This is a genomic window from Bordetella genomosp. 1 (assembly GCF_002261335.1).
Lineage (GTDB): Bacteria > Pseudomonadota > Gammaproteobacteria > Burkholderiales > Burkholderiaceae_B > Bordetella.
Genome location: NZ_NEVL01000007.1, coordinates 189,429 through 204,801 on the forward strand (window position 1 = coordinate 189,429; position 15,373 = coordinate 204,801).

The window sequence follows — 15,373 nt, forward strand, 5'->3', positions numbered from 1 at the left end:
GCTGAAACACCGCCGCGCCCTCCGGGGCGCGGTGGCACGCCCGGAGAACCTCATGACACAGACCACCCCCGACCTCATCCTGATCAACGGCAAGTTCGCCACCCTGGACCGCCAGAATCCGCAGGCCAGCGCCGTGGCGATCCAGGATGGCCGTTTCAGCGCCGTGGGCGAACGCGACGACATCATGCGCACCGCCGGCCCGGCCACGCGCGTGGTCGATCTGCAGGGACGCCGCGCGATTCCCGGCCTGATCGACAGCCACATGCACATCATCCGTGGCGGCCTGAACTACAACCTCGAACTGCGCTGGGACGGCGTGCGCTCGCTGGCCGACGCCATGCGCATGCTCAAGGAGCAGGCCGACCGCACGCCCGCGCCGCAATGGGTGCGCGTGGTGGGCGGGTTCACCGAGCACCAGTTCGCCGAGAAGCGGCTGCCCACCATCGAAGAGCTGAACGCCGCCGCGCCCGACACGCCGGTGTTCATCCTGCATCTGTATGACCGCGCCCTGCTCAACGGCGCCGCGCTGCGCGCCGTGGGCTACACCAAGGACACGCCGAACCCCGCGGGCGGCGAGATCATCCGCGACAGCGCCGGCAATCCCACCGGCCTGCTGCTGGCCAAGCCGAACGCCACCATTCTGTATTCCACGCTGGCCAAGGGCCCCAAGCTGCCGGCCGAATACCAGAAGAACTCGACGCGCCACTTCATGCGCGAGGTCAACCGGCTCGGCGTGACTGGCGTGATCGACGCCGGCGGCGGCTTCCAGAACTATCCCGACGACTACCAGGTCATCGAAGAACTGCACAAGGAAGGCCAGCTCACGGTGCGCCTGGCCTACAACCTGTTCACCCAGAAGCCCAAGGAAGAGCTGCAGGACTTCAAGAACTGGTCCAACACGGTCCAGCCCGGCCAGGGCGATGACCTCTACCGCCACAACGGCGCCGGCGAGATGCTGGTCTACACCGCCGCCGACTTCGAGGACTTCCGCGTCGAACGCCCCGAGATGGCACCGTCGATGGAAGCCGATCTCGAACCCGTGGTGCGCCTGCTGGCCGAGAAGCGCTGGCCGTGGCGCCTGCACGCGACCTATGACGAGACCATCTCGCGCGCGCTCGACGTGTACGAGAAGGTGGCGCGCGACGTGCCGTTCGAGGGCCTGAACTGGTTCTTCGATCACGCCGAAACCATCACCGACCGCAACATCGACCGCATCGCCGCGCTGGGCGGCGGCATCGCCGTGCAGCATCGCATGGCCTATCAGGGCGAGTATTTCGTGGAGCGCTACGGCTCGCGCGCGGCCGAGGCCACGCCGCCGATCAAGCGCATGCTCGAGCGCGGCGTGAAGGTCGGCGCCGGCACCGACGCCACCCGCGTGGCCTCCTACAACCCGTGGGTCTCGCTCTACTGGCTCACCACCGGCAAGACCGTGGGCGGCATGTCGCTCTATCCGCAGGCCAACGTGCTCGACCGCGACACGGCCCTGCGCCTGTGGACCGAGGCCAACACCTGGTTCTCGACCGAAGTGGGCAAGAAGGGCCAGATCAAGATCGGCCAGCTGGCCGACCTGGCCGTGCTCTCGGCCGACTACTTCAGCGTGCCCGGCGACGAGATCCAGGACATCACGTCGGTGCTGACCGTGCTGGGCGGCACCGTGGTGCACGGCAGCGACGAGTTCCGCGACCTCGCCCCCGAGCTGCCGCCGGCCATGCCCGACTGGTCGCCCGCGCGCCATCACGGCGGCTACGCGCCCCGGCCGCAACTGGCCACGCGCGGCGCGGCGATGAAGTCGCTGTGCGCATGCAGCACCCGCTGCGGCGTGCACGGCCACGCGCACGCGTGGGGCAACGAGGCGCCGGTCTCCGACCAGAACAGCTTCTGGGGCGCCCTGGGCTGCTCCTGCTGGGCGTTCTGATCGTGGCGGCCCCCTTGTCCCACCCGGCACGCGGGGCCAGCCTGCCACGGCTGGCGCTGTTGCTGCTGTGCGCCGCCTACATCCAGGGCGGGCTGGTCAAGCTGTTCGACTTCGGCGGCGCCGTGGCCGAGATGCAGCACTTCGGCCTGCCGCTGCCCGCCGTGGCCGCGGCGCTCACCATCGTGCTCGAACTGGGCGCCCCCGCGCTCATCGTCTGGGGCCGCCAGCGCTGGCTCGGCGCGCTCGCGCTGGCCGGCTTCACGCTGGCCGCCACCTTCATGGCGAATCGCTTCTGGGAGGCCCCCGCCGAGGCGCGCTTCATGATGACCAATGCGTTCTTCGAGCACATTGGCCTGGTCGGCGCGCTGCTGCTGGTGGCCTGGCTCGACCTGCGCGCGCGTCGCGCCCGCAATGACTGGCGCACAGTCCATGCCTGAGCGCCTCCTCTCCTTTCCGTTGTTTGCGCGCGCAACCATTGCGCCGCAGCGCGGCGCCGCGCGCGCCGCCAACCCCGCATAACGACACTTTCCGTCGAGGCTGTCATGAAGATCTATCTCGTTTCCCTGGGTGCCGGCGTGCTGGTCGGCGTCATCTACGCGCTCATGCAGGTGCGCTCGCCCGCGCCGCCGGCCGTGGCCCTGCTGGGGCTGCTGGGCATGCTGGTCGGCGAACAGGTGGTGCCGCCGGTCAAGCGCTGGATCGCCGGCGAACCGGTCACCATCTCCTGGTTCCATTCCGAATGCGTGCCCAAGATCACCGGCACGCCGCCCAAACCGCTGGCCGCGGCGCCCGCGCGCAAGGAAGACGGCCCGGCGGCCTGAGCGCGCCTGCTGGCGTCGCGACGAGGCGGCACGGGCCCGCCCTCGTGGCCGCGAACGCCGCGCGCGGGGCGCTACGGAGCCCGCGCCGGCATGCTAGATTGAGCGGATCCGCCCTCGCCTCGCCCGCCCATGGATCCGATGATCGCGGCGGCCGCCCGCGCCCTCGCCGGCGGCGCACCGCTCGACGCGCTCAATCATCTCGCTGCCCGTGACGACGCGCCCGCGCTCGCCCTGCGCGGCAGCGCGCTGGCGCAGATCGGCGAGCTGGAGCACGCGCGCCGCCTGCTGCAGCGCGCGGCCAAGGCCAGCCACGCCGACAGCCCGGAACGCGCGCGCTGCGTCGTCGCGCTCGCCGACGTCGCACTGGCCGCGCGCCACCTCGATCACGACACCACCACGCTGGCCGCGGCCTGCGAGGTGCTCGCGCGCCACGGCGACATGCTCAATGCGGTTCACGGCCGCCTGCTGGCCGCGCGCCGGCTCACGCTGATCGGCCGCGCCGACGCCGCCCGCCAGATCCTGGACGCGCTCGATACGGCGCGCCTGCCGCCCGCCTGGCGCGCGATGCGTTCGCTGGTGCGGGCCGAGCTGGCGCTGCGCGCCTTCGAGCCCGCCCTCACCGAGCGCGCGCTAGACCAGGCGCGCCACGACGCGCATGCCGCCGGCATCGCCACGCTGACGCGCGAAATCGAGGCGGCGAGGCGCCTGCTCGCGCTGCCCATGGCGCTGCTGCGCGACGGCGCCGCACCGCGGCCGGTCACGCTGGCGCAACTGGTGCAGGTGCGGCAGGGCCGCTGGCTGGTCGACGCGTGCCGACTGGCGGTGCACTCCCGCGACACCACGGTTGCGCTCGCAACCCGCCCGGTCCTGTTCACGCTGGTGCGCACGCTCGCCGAGGCCTGGCCCGCCGTCGTGCCGCGCGAGGCCCTGATCCAGCGTGCCTTCCGCATCCGCGACGCCGACGACACGCTGCGTGCCCGCCTGCGCGTCGAGCTCGGCCGCCTGCGCCCCCTGCTGCCCGGCGCGGCGCGCATCGAGGCCAGCGGCGCGGGCTACGCGTTGCGTCTCGCGCCGGCGCAGCGCGCCGCCGTGCTGACCTGGCCCGGCAACGAGCGCCATGGCGCGGTGCAGGCCCTGCTCGCCGACGGCCAGGCCTGGTCCAGCTCCGCGCTCGCCCTGGCGCTGTCCACCAGCCAGCGCAGCGTGCAGCGCGCGCTCGACGCGCTCGCGGCCGAAGGCCTGGCGCTCCCCTATGGCCGGGGCCGGACGCGACGCTGGCGCATCGCGCCGCTGCCCGGCTTCGCGCCACGCTTGTTACTCCCGCCGGTGACGCCGCCGCAATAGGATGGCGCCATGAACCCCACGAACGGAGGCATCATGACCACCCCGCAACGGCAGTCCCCCGCGCAGATCCTGCGTGAATATCGCTTTCCCGAGGTGCCCGGCGTGCACGGCGTCACCCACGACGGCCACCACGTCTGGTTCGCCGCCGACGACGGCCTGCGCGCCTTCGACCCCGGCAGCGGCCGGCAGGTGCGCCACCTGGACCTGCCCGCCGACGCCGGCACGGCCTTCGACGGCAAGCACCTCTACCAGATCGCCGGCGACCGCATCCAGAAGATCGCGCTCGACAGCGGCGAGGTCGTCGGCTCCGTGCCCGCGCCCGGCGACGGCCAGAACTCCGGCATGGCCTGGGCCGAGGGCTTTCTCTGGATCGGCCGCTACCACGAAGACCGCATCCTGCAGGTCCGGCCCGACACCGGCGAGGTGCTGCGCAGCCTGCCCTCCACCCGCCACGTCACCGGCGTGAGCTGGGTCGACGGCGAGCTCTGGCACGGCACCTGGCAGGACGACGCCAGCGACCTGCGCCGCATCGACCCGCGCGACGGCCAGGTCCTGTGCGTGCTCGACATGCCCCCCGGCACCGGCGTCTCCGGCCTCGAGTCGGATGGCGCGGACACCTTCTATTGCGGCGGCGGCGACGAGGGCCTGGTGCGCGCGGTGCGCCGCCCGCGCGGCTGACCGCAGTCCGACCGCCCAACGAAAAGCCCGGCCCTCTTGCGAGAGGCCGGGCTTCGGCTTTGTGCCGGAGGCAGGCAGCGATCAGAACGGAATATCGTCGTCCATGTCGGCCAGGTTGGCGCCGGCGGGAGCCGGGGCCGGGCGCGATTGCTGCTGGGCCGGGCGCTGGGGCGCCGGGGCGCGCTGCTGGCGCTGCTGCGGGGCCTCGTCGTAGCCGCCGCCACCGCCGTAGCTGCTGTCGCCGCCGCCTTCGCGGCCGCCGAGCATCTGCATCTGGTCGGCGACGATTTCGGTGCTGTAGCGGTCAGCGCCGGTGTCCTTGTCTTGCCACTTGCGGGTCTTGAGGCGGCCTTCGATGTAGACCGAGCGGCCCTTCTTCAGGTATTCGCCGGCGATTTCGGCCAGGCGGTTGTACATGACGACGCGGTGCCATTCGGTTTCTTCGCGGCGCTCGCCGCTCGCCTTGTCTTTCCACTGGCTGGTGGTGGCGATCGAGACGTTGCAGATGGCGGCGCCATCCGGGCTGTAGCGCACCTCGGGGTCGCGCCCCAGGTTGCCGACGAGAATCACTTTATTGACCGATGCCATGACCGATGTCCCTCTATGGTTGTGTGCTCCCCGCCCCGCCCCCGGAGGACGGCACCGGCGGCGCACAACGGTAAATGCTGAATGGGTCAGGCCTCAACGAACACGCCGGTTTCGGACAGGAAACCGGCGTCACGGGGAGAAACCTGGATTTGACCGTCATTATCGACGATTCGCGGCCCGCCCGCAAAGCCGGAGCGGGACACGGGAAGCACGGTTTTGTAACCGCCCTTGCGGCCGCCTCAGGCCAGGGGCTTGAGCGCCCAGGTGACGGCGAGCCACAGCAGCGACAGCGCCGCCGCGGCCCAGAACACGCCGCCGGCGCCGGCATGGGCGGCAATCCAGCCGCCCAGCAGGCCGCCGGTGAACAGGCCCGCGGCCTGGGCGGTGTTGTAGAAGCCCAGCGCCAGGCCCTTGTAGGCCTGGGGCGCCACGCGCGACACCAGCGAAGGCTGCAGCGCCTCCAGCACGTTGAATGCCACGAAAAAGCCCGTGAGCGCCAGGACCAGCGGGTAGAAGCCGGCCCCGGCGGCCGCGGGCAGCAGCGCACAGACCAGGATCAGCAGCGCCACCGACGCACGCAGCGCGCCCCGGTGCGCGCGCCGCTTCTCGGCGACGAACACCACCGGCACCATCAACACGAACGAGACCAGGATCACCGGCAGGTAGACGTGCCAGAGCGACTGCGCCGGCAGGTCGCCCAGCTTCAGCAGCAGCGCCGGCACGACCACGAACAGCGCCACCTGGATCAAGTGCAGCACGAACACGCCGAAATTCAGCCGCAACAGGTCGCCGTGCAGCAGCACCTCGCGCGGGCTGGCGTTCATGGTGCGGGCGCCGGTGCGCGGCACCACGGGCACGACCCAGCGCGCCACGGCGAGGCAAGCCAGGCCCAGGCAGGCGATGGTCCAGAACAGGCCGTGCAGGCCCCAGGCGCCGACCAGCACCGGTGCGAGCACCAGCGACAGCGCGAACGACAGGCCGATGGAGGCGCCCACCATGGCCATGGCGCGGGTGCGCACCTCGTCGCGGGTGGCATCGGCCAGCCAGGCGGTGACGGCGGCCGAGATGGCGCCGGCGCCCTGGATCGCGCGCCCCACGGTAATCCAGAACACGTCGTCGGCCAGAGCACAGACCACGCTGCCCGCCACGAACAGCAGCAGGCCCAGCAGCACCACCGGACGGCGGCCCCAGCGGTCGGAGGCCAGTCCGAACGGAATCTGCATGATGGCCTGCGTCAGGCCATACATGCCCAGCGCCAGGCCCACGCGCACCGGATCGTCGCCGCCGGGCAGGCCCTTGGCGGCCACGGCGAACACCGGCAGCAGCAGGAACAGCCCCAGCATGCGACAGGCGAACAGGCCCGCCAGCGCGACGCTCGCGCGGCGCTCGGATGGGGTCAGTTTCAGCGTGGGATGGGCTGCCATGGAAATTTGGGGCGGAACAGGAAAACAGAAACGCGGCCCCGGCGACGGCACGGCCCCGGCCGCGCCCCGAGGGACCGGCCGCCAGGCCCGCATACACGGCAGGGATCGGCGCGCTATAGTACCAAGTTGGCCTTTGAAACTGCTTAAACCGGGCCGGATGAGGGCAAGGCGGCGCCGGGCATGCGGGCGCAGGCGTGGGTACGGATTGGGCCGCGGCGCAAGCGGCGGCCGCAACCGCAGACCGAGTCAGGCTCCGCCCCGCACCGAACGCCGCAGCCGTCTTTCTGCCCGGGTCCCGCCTGCCTGCAACGCGACGGCGTCATGATCCGACGCCGGATGCGGCTGCGGGCTGGTCTGGCGCCGATCCGCCCCCATCTGACCAGGATGGCCGGGACGGCGGCGCCCGCCGGGCAGCGACAAAGGGCCGTGCAACACCGAACCCGGTGCGCCGTCAGCGCGCCGGGCGACTCGCGGAAGAGCTATGGACGAGATACGTATCAGGGGTGCACGCACCCACAATCTCAAGAACGTCTCGCTGGACTTGCCTCGCCACCGGCTGGTGGTCGTCACGGGCCTCTCGGGCTCGGGCAAGTCTTCGCTCGCGTTCGACACGCTCTACGCCGAGGGCCAGCGCCGCTACGTCGAAAGCCTGTCGGCCTACGCGCGCCAGTTCCTGCAGCTGATGGACAAGCCCGACGTGGACCTGATCGAGGGCCTGTCGCCGGCCATCTCGATCGAGCAGAAGGCCGCCGGCCACAACCCGCGCTCCACCGTCGGCACCATCACCGAGATCCACGACTACCTGCGGCTGCTCTACGCCCGGGTCGGCACGCCCTACTGTCCCGACCACGGCCTGCCGCTGCAGGCGCAGAGCGTCAGCCAGATGGTCGACGCGGTGCTGGGCTGGCCCGAGGAGAGCCGCCTGGCCGTGCTGGCGCCGATCGCGCGCGCCAAGAAAGGCAGCTTCGAAGACGAATGCGCCAGCCTGCAGGCGCAGGGCTACGTGCGCCTGCGCGTGGACGGCAAGCTGGTCGAGATCGACCAGATGGAGCCGCTCAAGAAAACCGAGAAGCACGACATCGACGTCGTGATCGACCGCCTGCGCGTGCGCCCCGAGGGCAAGCAGCGCCTGGCCGAGAGCTTCGAGACCGCGCTCGGGCTGGCCGACGGCCGGGCCCTGGCGCTCGATCTCGACAGCGGCCGCGAACAGGTCTTCTCCAGCCGCTACGCCTGCCCGGTCTGCAGCCACAGCCTGCCCGAGCTCGAGCCGCGCCTGTTCAGCTTCAACAACCCCATGGGCGCCTGCCCCTCGTGCGATGGCATCGGCCAGGTCGGCTTCTTCGATCCCAAGCGCGTGGTGGCCTTCCCCGAGCTGAGCCTGGCCGCCGGCGCGATCCGCGGCTGGGACAAGCGCAACGCCTTCACGCATTCGCTGCTCACCAGCCTGGCCACGCATTACGAGTTCGACATCGAGACCGCCTTCGAGGAGCTGCCCGACGCCATCCGCGACAAGGTGCTGTTCGGCTCGGGCGAGGAAGAGATCGCGTTCTTCTACCTCAACGAGAAGGGCCGCAGCAGCGTCAAGCGCCATCCGTTCGAGGGCGTGATCCCCAACCTGGAACGGCGCTGGCGCGAGACCGACTCGGCCACCGTGCGCGAAGAGCTGGGCAAGTACCGCAACATCAAGACCTGCCCCGACTGCGGCGGCTCGCGGCTGCGCCCCGAAGCGCGCCACGTGCTAATCGGCGACGAGCCGCGCCAGGGTCAGGAGCATGGCCGCGCGATCTATGAGGTCGAGGCGATGCCGCTGTCGACCTGCCTGGCCTGGTTCCAGGCGCTCGCCCTGACCGGCGCCAAGCAGGAGATCGCGCAGCGCATCGTGCGCGAGATCGAGGCGCGCCTGAGCTTCCTGAACAACGTCGGGCTCAACTATCTCTCGCTCGACCGCAGCGCCGACACCATCTCCGGCGGCGAGGCCCAGCGCATCCGGCTGGCGAGCCAGATCGGCTCGGGCCTGACCGGCGTGATGTATGTGCTGGACGAGCCTTCGATCGGCCTGCACCAGCGCGACAACGATCGCCTGATCGGCACGCTGCAGCACCTGCGCGACCTGGGCAACAGCGTGATCGTGGTCGAACACGACGAAGACATGATCCGCGCCTCCGACTGGGTGGTGGACATGGGCCCCGGTGCCGGCGAGCACGGCGGCCAGGTGGTGGCGCAGGGCACGCCCAAGGACGTGCAGCGCGATCCCCAGTCCCTCACCGGCCAGTACCTGAGCGGCGCGCGCGCGATTGCGATCCCCAAGCGCCGCCCCGTCGACGACGAGCTGCCGTGGCTCACGCTCAGCGGCGCCACCGGCAACAACCTCAAGTCGGTGGAGCTGCGCATCCCGGCCGGCCGGCTGGTGTGCGTGACCGGCGTGTCGGGCTCGGGCAAATCGACCCTGGTCAACGACACGCTCGCGGTGGCGCTGGCCCGCCAGCTCAACCACGCCCAGGGCGAGCCCGCCCCCTACGCCAACATCACCGGCCTGGAAAACTTCGACAAGATCATCAGCGTCGACCAGAGCCCCATCGGCCGCACGCCGCGCAGCAACCCGGCCACCTACACCGGCCTGTTCACGCCGATCCGCGAGCTGTTCGCCGGCGTGCCGGAGGCGCGCACGCGCGGCTACGACCCCGGGCGCTTCAGCTTCAACGTGAAGGGCGGGCGCTGCGAGGCCTGCCAGGGCGACGGCGTGGTCAAGGTCGAGATGCACTTCCTGCCCGACATGTACGTGCCGTGCGACGTGTGCCACGGCAAGCGCTACAACCGCGAAACGCTGGAGATCCGCTATCGCGGCCGCAACATCAGCGAGGTGCTCGACCTCACGGTGGAGCAGGCGCTCGAATACTTCGAGTCGGTGCCCGCGATCGCGCGCAAGCTGCAGACCCTGATCGACGTGGGCCTGTCATACATCCGGCTGGGCCAGAGCGCGACGACACTGTCGGGCGGCGAGGCGCAGCGCGTGAAGCTGTCGCTCGAGCTCTCGCGCCGCAGCACCGGGCGCACGCTCTACATCCTCGACGAGCCCACCACGGGCCTGCATTTCCGCGACATCGAGCTGCTGCTCGAGGTCCTGAACCAGCTGGTCGAGAGCGGCAACACCGTGCTGATCATCGAGCACAACCTCGACGTCATCAAGACCGCCGACTGGCTCGTCGACATGGGCCCGGAAGGCGGCGACGGCGGCGGCCGGGTGGTGGCGCAGGGCACGCCGGAAGTCGTGGCCGACAGCGCCGAAAGCCATACCGGCCACTACCTCGCGCGCGTGCTCGGGCACAGGAAAAGCAAGTAGACTGCCCGTCTGCGGGCCGGCTCGCCGCCGGCCCGTGCTTCGCGCCCGTGGCGCGCTTCCAGACGGCTGGCTTATGTACACCCTGTTCATCGGCAACAAGAATTATTCCTCCTGGTCCTTGCGGGCCTGGCTCGCGCTGCGCGCCGCCGGCGTGCCGTTCGAGGAGCGCAAACTCGGTCTGTGCACCGACGACTTCGCCGCCCAGCTCGGCCGCATCACGCCGGCCGGCCTGGTGCCGGTCCTGCTCGACGGCGACTTCGCCGTCTGGGACTCGCTGGCCATCTGCGAATACGCGGCCGAGCGCCATCCGGAGCTCGCCCTGTGGCCCGCCGATCCGCGCACCCGCGCACGCGCCCGCTCGATCTCCGCGCAGATGCACAGCGGCTTCGGCCAGCTGCGCTCGCTGATGCCCATGAACATCGAGGCGCACCTGCCCGGCATCGACCTCGGCGCCGCCCAGCAAGACATCTCGCGCGTGCAGGCCATCTGGCAGGACACCCGCGCCGAGTTCGGCCAGGGCGGTCCATTCCTGTTCGGCCGCTTCAGCATCGCCGACGCGTTCTATGCGCCCATCGTGTCGCGCTTCACCACCTACGGCGTGGCCGCAGCCGGCCCGGTGCGCGACTACATGGACGCCGTGCTCGACCTGCCCGCCATGCGCGAGTGGACGGAGGGCGCGCTGGCCGAACAGACCTTCGTCGCCATCGACGAGCCGTACCGCACGCATCGTTGAAGCCTGGAAGGTTGTCCGCGCAACCAGCGCGGGCGGCCCGCCATCTACCGACCTCGCAGTCGGTTACGCCGCACCGGCCCGCGCCTGGGCATGGGGTGAACTTGAGGTAAATTTGCTGCTGCTGTTACAGCGCCTGCCGTTTTCCCCACTCGCCCCGCCTCATGGACGCTTCTTGTGAACTCCGGATCGCCAGCGCCCTTTACGAGGGCGTGGCCGACACACAGCAATGGCAACGCGCATTGCGCATGGCGGCGCGCGCCGTCGACACCGATCGCTGTGCGCTGCTGGCCCGCGACCGCGACACCGACCAGGTGCGCGTGATCGAGATGGCCGGCCTGAGCGATGCGCTGCTGGCCGAGTACGAGGCGCACTATCACCGCATCGACGAGGTGCTGCCCAGCGTCGATCGCCTGCCCAGCGGCAACTGCCTGCTGGACCAGCGCGACATCGGCGTCGAGACCATGCAGCGCTCGCCGTTCTACCAGGATTTCCTGCATCCCCACGGCATCGGCTCGCTGATGGTGACGCGCACGCTGCACACCGAAGACACCGAATGGAGCATGTCGTTCCAGCGCGGCACGGACCAGGGCTATTTCGAGCCCGAGCACGAACAGATCCTGTTGCGCATGCTGCCGCACTTCCGCCGCGCGCTGAAGTTGCGCGTGCAACTGGGTGAGCTCGAACAGCGCGCCCGCCTGGGGCGCGCCGCGCTCGACACCTTCGCCACGCCGTTGCTGCTGTGTTCGATGGCCGGACGCGTGCTGCTGGCCAACGACGGCGGCGAGGCCTGGTTCCGGCGTGCCGGCGCCCAGGTCATGAACCTGCCCGCGTGGCGCCGCCTGCTGACGCGCGCCACCGCGAGCGCCGGCATGGTGGGCGCGCTGGCCGATGCCCACCGCCTGCCCGACGGCACGCTGCTGATCGCGTTGCCCGCGCCGGCCTCGTTGCGCGAGGCCGCGGGCCGCGACGAGCCGCTCGCCCTGATCCTGGTCCACACCCACCTCACGCCCCGCCCCGTGCCGCACGGCGTGCTGCGCGAACTGTTCCGGTTGAGCGCGGCCGAGTGCCGTCTGCTGGACTGCCTGGTCAATGGCGCCACGCTGGCGCAGGCGGCCGCGCAGCTCGGTATCGCGCTCGAGACCGCGCGCACCCAGAGCAAGGCCGTGCTGCAGAAGACCGGCGCGCAGCGCCAGGCCGCCCTGCTGCGCATGATCAGCGTGCTGCAGAGCCCCGCCCCGCACTGACCAAAGCTCGACAGTGACGCGCGTCACTGACGCGCAGCCCCCTCCCGATCATTGCGCGCGCAACCGCTTGCCACGGCGCCTGGCGCTGTCGAGAAAAAGACAGGAATTCTGGGGATATCGGCTGCGCCGACAAAAAAGAACCGCCGACTCTGATGCGACGGGAGCCCCGATTGTCGCATCACAGTGGGCGGGAAAGCACGGCGAATGTGCATCCACGATGCTATGGGTCCCGGGCCTGCGACGCATCACCCCTTGGGGTGAAAAAGCCCGCAACCTAGGGTTCTACCCAGGTAGCGGGCGAGACGCACGTCTTGCCCGCTCAGCCCATGTCGAACAACCGCCGATGCTCGCTGATGGCGTAGCGATCGGTCATGCCGGCGATGTAGTCGGAGATCGCGCGCGCCTGCGTCACCTCGGTGTCGCGGCGATAGTCGGGCGGCAGCAGGCGCGGGTCGTCGAGGAACACCTCGAACAGCTCGCGCACGATGCGGCGCGCCTTGCGCGTCATGCGCACCACCTGGTAGTGGCGATAGAGATTGTCGAACAGGAATTTCTTCAGCTGATCGGCCTCGCGGCGGATCTCGGGCGAGAAGCCCGCCAGCGGGCCGGCCCGGCGCGCCTCGTCGGCGCTGGCCGGCGCGGCATGCAGGATGCGCTCCTGCGAGGTGCCGGTGAGATCCACGATCAGGGTGTTGATCATGCGCCGGATGGTCTCGGCGGTGGCGCGCCGCGTGGGCAGGCGCGGATATTTCGCCAGCACCGATTCGTAGTGGCGCGCGAAGATGCCCACCTCGAGCAGCTGCTCGATCGTGATCAGGCCCGAGCGCAGGCCGTCGTCGATGTCGTGGTTGTTGTAGGCGATCTCGTCGGCCAGGTTGGCCAGTTGCGCTTCGAGCGAGGGCTGCGTGCGGTCGATGAAGCGCTGGCCCACGTCGCCCAGCTGGCGCGCATGCGCCGCCGAGCAATGCTTGAGGATGCCTTCGCGCGTTTCGAAGCAGAGGTTCAGGCCGTTGAACTCGGCGTAGCGCTCCTCGAGCTCGTCGACCACGCGCAGGCTCTGCAGGTTGTGCTCGAAGCCGCCCGCCTCGGGCACCAGCTCGCGCATGCAGGCGTTGAGCTCGTCCTGGCCGGCATGACCGAACGGCGTGTGGCCGAGGTCGTGCGCCAGCGCGATGGCCTCGGTCAGGTCTTCGGACAGCCGCAGGCTGCGCGCCAGCGTGCGCGCGATCTGCGCCACTTCGAGGCTGTGCGTGAGGCGCGTGCGGAACAGATCGCCCTCGTGATTGACGAAGACCTGGGTCTTGTACTCGAGGCGGCGAAACGCGTTCGCATGCACGATGCGATCGCGGTCGCGCTGGAATTCGCTGCGGTTTTCCGGCGCCGGCTCCGGGTGCCGGCGGCCGCGGCTGCGGGCGGGGTCGGATGCATAAGAAGCCAATTCGTTCATCGCACTCACCACCGTCCCGCCCTCGCTCATTGAATCGTTCGTTGCAGTACCGCTGCCACCGCCGCCTGCGGCGCGCCGCGCGTGACGGCCTCGCCGATGCGCGGCAGCAGCACGAATTTGATCTCGCCGCCCTCGGTCTTCTTGTCGACCTGCATCAGCGCGATCCAGCGTTCCAGCCCCAGGTCGGGTGCCACCACCGGGCAGCCGATGGCCTGCACGAGCGCGCGCACCCGCGCCACGTCGGCCGCCGGGAAGCCGCAGACCTCGGCCGACAGCTCGGCCGCCTGCACCATGCCGCAACCGACGGCCTCGCCGTGCAGCCACTCACCATACCCCAGGCCCGACTCGATGGCATGGCCGAACGTGTGGCCCAGGTTGAGAATGGCGCGCAAGCCGGACTCGCGCTCGTCCTTGCCCACCACCTGCGCCTTGAGCTCGCAGGAACGGCGGATCGCATGGGCCACGGCGTCGGCGTCGAGCGCGCGCAGCGCGGCCGCGTTCTGCTCACACCAGTCCCAGAAGACCGGATCCAGGATCAGGCCGTATTTGATGACCTCGGCCAGGCCCGCCGACACCTCGCGCGCGGGCAGCGTCTGCAGCACGTCGGTGTCGATCTCGACGGCCACCGGCTGGTAGAACGCGCCGATCATGTTCTTGCCCAGCGGATGGTTGACCGCCGTCTTGCCGCCCACCGACGAATCCACCTGCGCCAGCAGCGTGGTCGGCACCTGCACGAAGCGCACGCCGCGCATGTAGACGGCCGCGGCGAAGCCGGTCATGTCGCCGATCACGCCGCCGCCCAGCGCCACCAGCACCGCGCGGCGGTCCAGGCGATTCTCGAGCATGGCGTCGAAGATGAGGTTGAGCGTCTGCCAATCCTTGTGCGCCTCGCCGTCGGGCAGCTCGATGCGCAGCACCTTGCGGCCCGTGCGCGCCAGCGCCGCCTCGGCGCGCGCGCCGTAGAGCGCGCCCACGGTGGGATTGGTGACGATGGCGATCGTGGTGGCGTCGGCGGGGATGGCCTCGTCCAGGCGATCGATGCGGCCGGGCGCGATGCGGATCGGGTACTGGCCGCCCGGGGTGTCGACTTCTACAACGTTCATGAGGTGTGCTTCTCGTACGCCTGCAGCTTGGGCAGGATGGATTTGACCAGCGTCGTGATGGGGGCCGATCCGGTCTCGATCACGAGGTCGGCCACCTCGACATACAGCGGCTCGCGCTTGACCATCAGGTCGCGCAGCGTGCCGCGCGGATCCGCGGTGGCCAGGAGGGGACGGTTGCGGTCGCGGCAGGTGCGGCGGTAGAGCTCGTCCACGCTCGCGCGCAGATACAGCACGATGCCGCGTGCCTTGAGGGCCGCGCGATTGTCGTCCGCGAGCACCGCGCCCCCGCCGGTGGCGAGAATAATCCCGCGCCGTTGGGTACACTCTTGCAGAGCAGCCGCCTCGCGCCGCCGGAATCCCGCCTCGCCCTCGATCTCGAAGATCACCGGCACGCGCACGCCGCAGCGCGCCTCGAGCTCATGATCCAGATCGACGAAGTCGCGTCCCAGCGCACGCGCCAGGCCACGGCCGATGGTGGTCTTGCCGGCCCCCATCATCCCGACCAGGAAGATCGGCAGATCGTGCGGCAGGTGCAGCAACGGTTCCACGCATTCCGCGGGGCACACAGGCGCCGCGGCTTCAGGGCAATCGTCGGGCAACGGGTCAGGATCGGACTCGTCGCAAGTGTGGGCGGAAAGATTCATATCGGCATTATCCCATCGCCGCCAGTTGCCCGCTTACCACAACGATTTATTTTGTTACAGAAACCGGCCATCCCTCAGCGGGTCGGGCCGGA

Annotated in this window: 13 protein-coding genes; 8 read left to right on the plus strand and 5 right to left on the minus strand. The window is 70.3% G+C overall.

The features are described from left to right. Positions 1–52 precede the first annotated feature (52 nt). From CEG14_RS25085 to CEG14_RS25105, 5 genes are all read left to right on the plus strand, one after another. Positions 53–1,915, plus strand: a complete 1,863-nt coding sequence (locus CEG14_RS25085) for an amidohydrolase (protein WP_094829145.1) — start codon at positions 53–55, stop codon at positions 1,913–1,915. Next, a complete protein-coding gene (locus tag CEG14_RS25090; RefSeq protein ID WP_373454234.1) occupies positions 1,915–2,352 on the plus strand; it encodes a DoxX family protein in 438 nt (145 codons plus the stop codon). The genes CEG14_RS25085 and CEG14_RS25090 overlap by 1 nt, the downstream gene beginning before the upstream one ends. Before the next feature lie 105 nt (positions 2,353–2,457). Next, a complete protein-coding gene (locus tag CEG14_RS25095; RefSeq protein WP_094829146.1) occupies positions 2,458–2,736 on the plus strand; it encodes a DUF1427 family protein in 279 nt (92 codons plus the stop codon). 129 nt (positions 2,737–2,865) lie between these two features. Continuing rightward, positions 2,866–4,080, plus strand: coding sequence for a hypothetical protein (locus CEG14_RS25100; RefSeq protein ID WP_094829147.1), 1,215 nt, complete (start codon positions 2,866–2,868; stop codon positions 4,078–4,080). A gap of 9 nt (positions 4,081–4,089) precedes the next feature. Beyond that, complete coding sequence (locus CEG14_RS25105; protein ID WP_218831362.1) at positions 4,090–4,758, plus strand: glutamine cyclotransferase; 669 nt, start codon at positions 4,090–4,092, stop codon at positions 4,756–4,758. An 81-nt stretch (positions 4,759–4,839) separates the two neighbouring features. Here CEG14_RS25105 and ssb read toward each other — a convergent pair whose 3' ends face one another. Together ssb and CEG14_RS25115 are read right to left on the minus strand one after the other, a co-directional pair. Then, positions 4,840–5,346, minus strand: a complete 507-nt coding sequence (gene ssb / locus CEG14_RS25110; protein WP_094829148.1) for a single-stranded DNA-binding protein — start codon at positions 5,344–5,346, stop codon at positions 4,840–4,842. A gap of 239 nt (positions 5,347–5,585) precedes the next feature. Further along, a complete protein-coding gene (locus CEG14_RS25115; protein WP_094829149.1) occupies positions 5,586–6,770 on the minus strand; it encodes an MFS transporter in 1,185 nt (394 codons plus the stop codon). Positions 6,771–7,251: 481 nt separating this feature from the next. Here CEG14_RS25115 and uvrA point away from each other — a divergent pair, with 481 nt between their 5' ends. The 3 genes from uvrA (at position 7,252) to CEG14_RS25130 (ending at position 12,087) form a co-directional block, all read left to right on the plus strand. Then, positions 7,252–10,110 (plus strand): excinuclease ABC subunit UvrA, encoded by a 2,859-nt coding sequence (gene uvrA / locus CEG14_RS25120; RefSeq protein ID WP_094829150.1) that lies wholly within the window; start codon positions 7,252–7,254, stop codon positions 10,108–10,110. A 73-nt stretch (positions 10,111–10,183) separates the two neighbouring features. Then, complete coding sequence (locus CEG14_RS25125; protein ID WP_094829151.1) at positions 10,184–10,843, plus strand: glutathione S-transferase family protein; 660 nt, start codon at positions 10,184–10,186, stop codon at positions 10,841–10,843. A gap of 161 nt (positions 10,844–11,004) precedes the next feature. Then, positions 11,005–12,087 carry a helix-turn-helix transcriptional regulator gene (locus CEG14_RS25130; RefSeq protein ID WP_094829152.1) on the plus strand — a complete coding sequence of 361 codons (1,083 nt, stop codon included), beginning with the start codon at positions 11,005–11,007 and terminating at the stop codon, positions 12,085–12,087. Positions 12,088–12,406: 319 nt separating this feature from the next. Here CEG14_RS25130 and CEG14_RS25135 read toward each other — a convergent pair whose 3' ends face one another. From CEG14_RS25135 to CEG14_RS25145, 3 genes are read right to left on the minus strand one after another with little or no spacing between them, the layout of a single operon-like run. After that, entirely contained in the window at positions 12,407–13,564 is a 1,158-nt protein-coding gene (locus CEG14_RS25135) for a deoxyguanosinetriphosphate triphosphohydrolase (RefSeq protein WP_094829153.1), read from the minus strand. Next, on the minus strand, positions 13,561–14,637 hold the full coding sequence (gene aroB, locus CEG14_RS25140) for a 3-dehydroquinate synthase (protein WP_094829154.1): 1,077 nt from the start codon (positions 14,635–14,637) through the stop codon (positions 13,561–13,563). The genes CEG14_RS25135 and aroB overlap by 4 nt, the downstream gene beginning before the upstream one ends. Continuing rightward, positions 14,634–15,281 carry a shikimate kinase gene (locus CEG14_RS25145; RefSeq protein ID WP_094829155.1) on the minus strand — a complete coding sequence of 216 codons (648 nt, stop codon included), beginning with the start codon at positions 15,279–15,281 and terminating at the stop codon, positions 14,634–14,636. The genes aroB and CEG14_RS25145 overlap by 4 nt, the downstream gene beginning before the upstream one ends. Between the last annotated feature and the right edge of the window lie 92 nt (positions 15,282–15,373).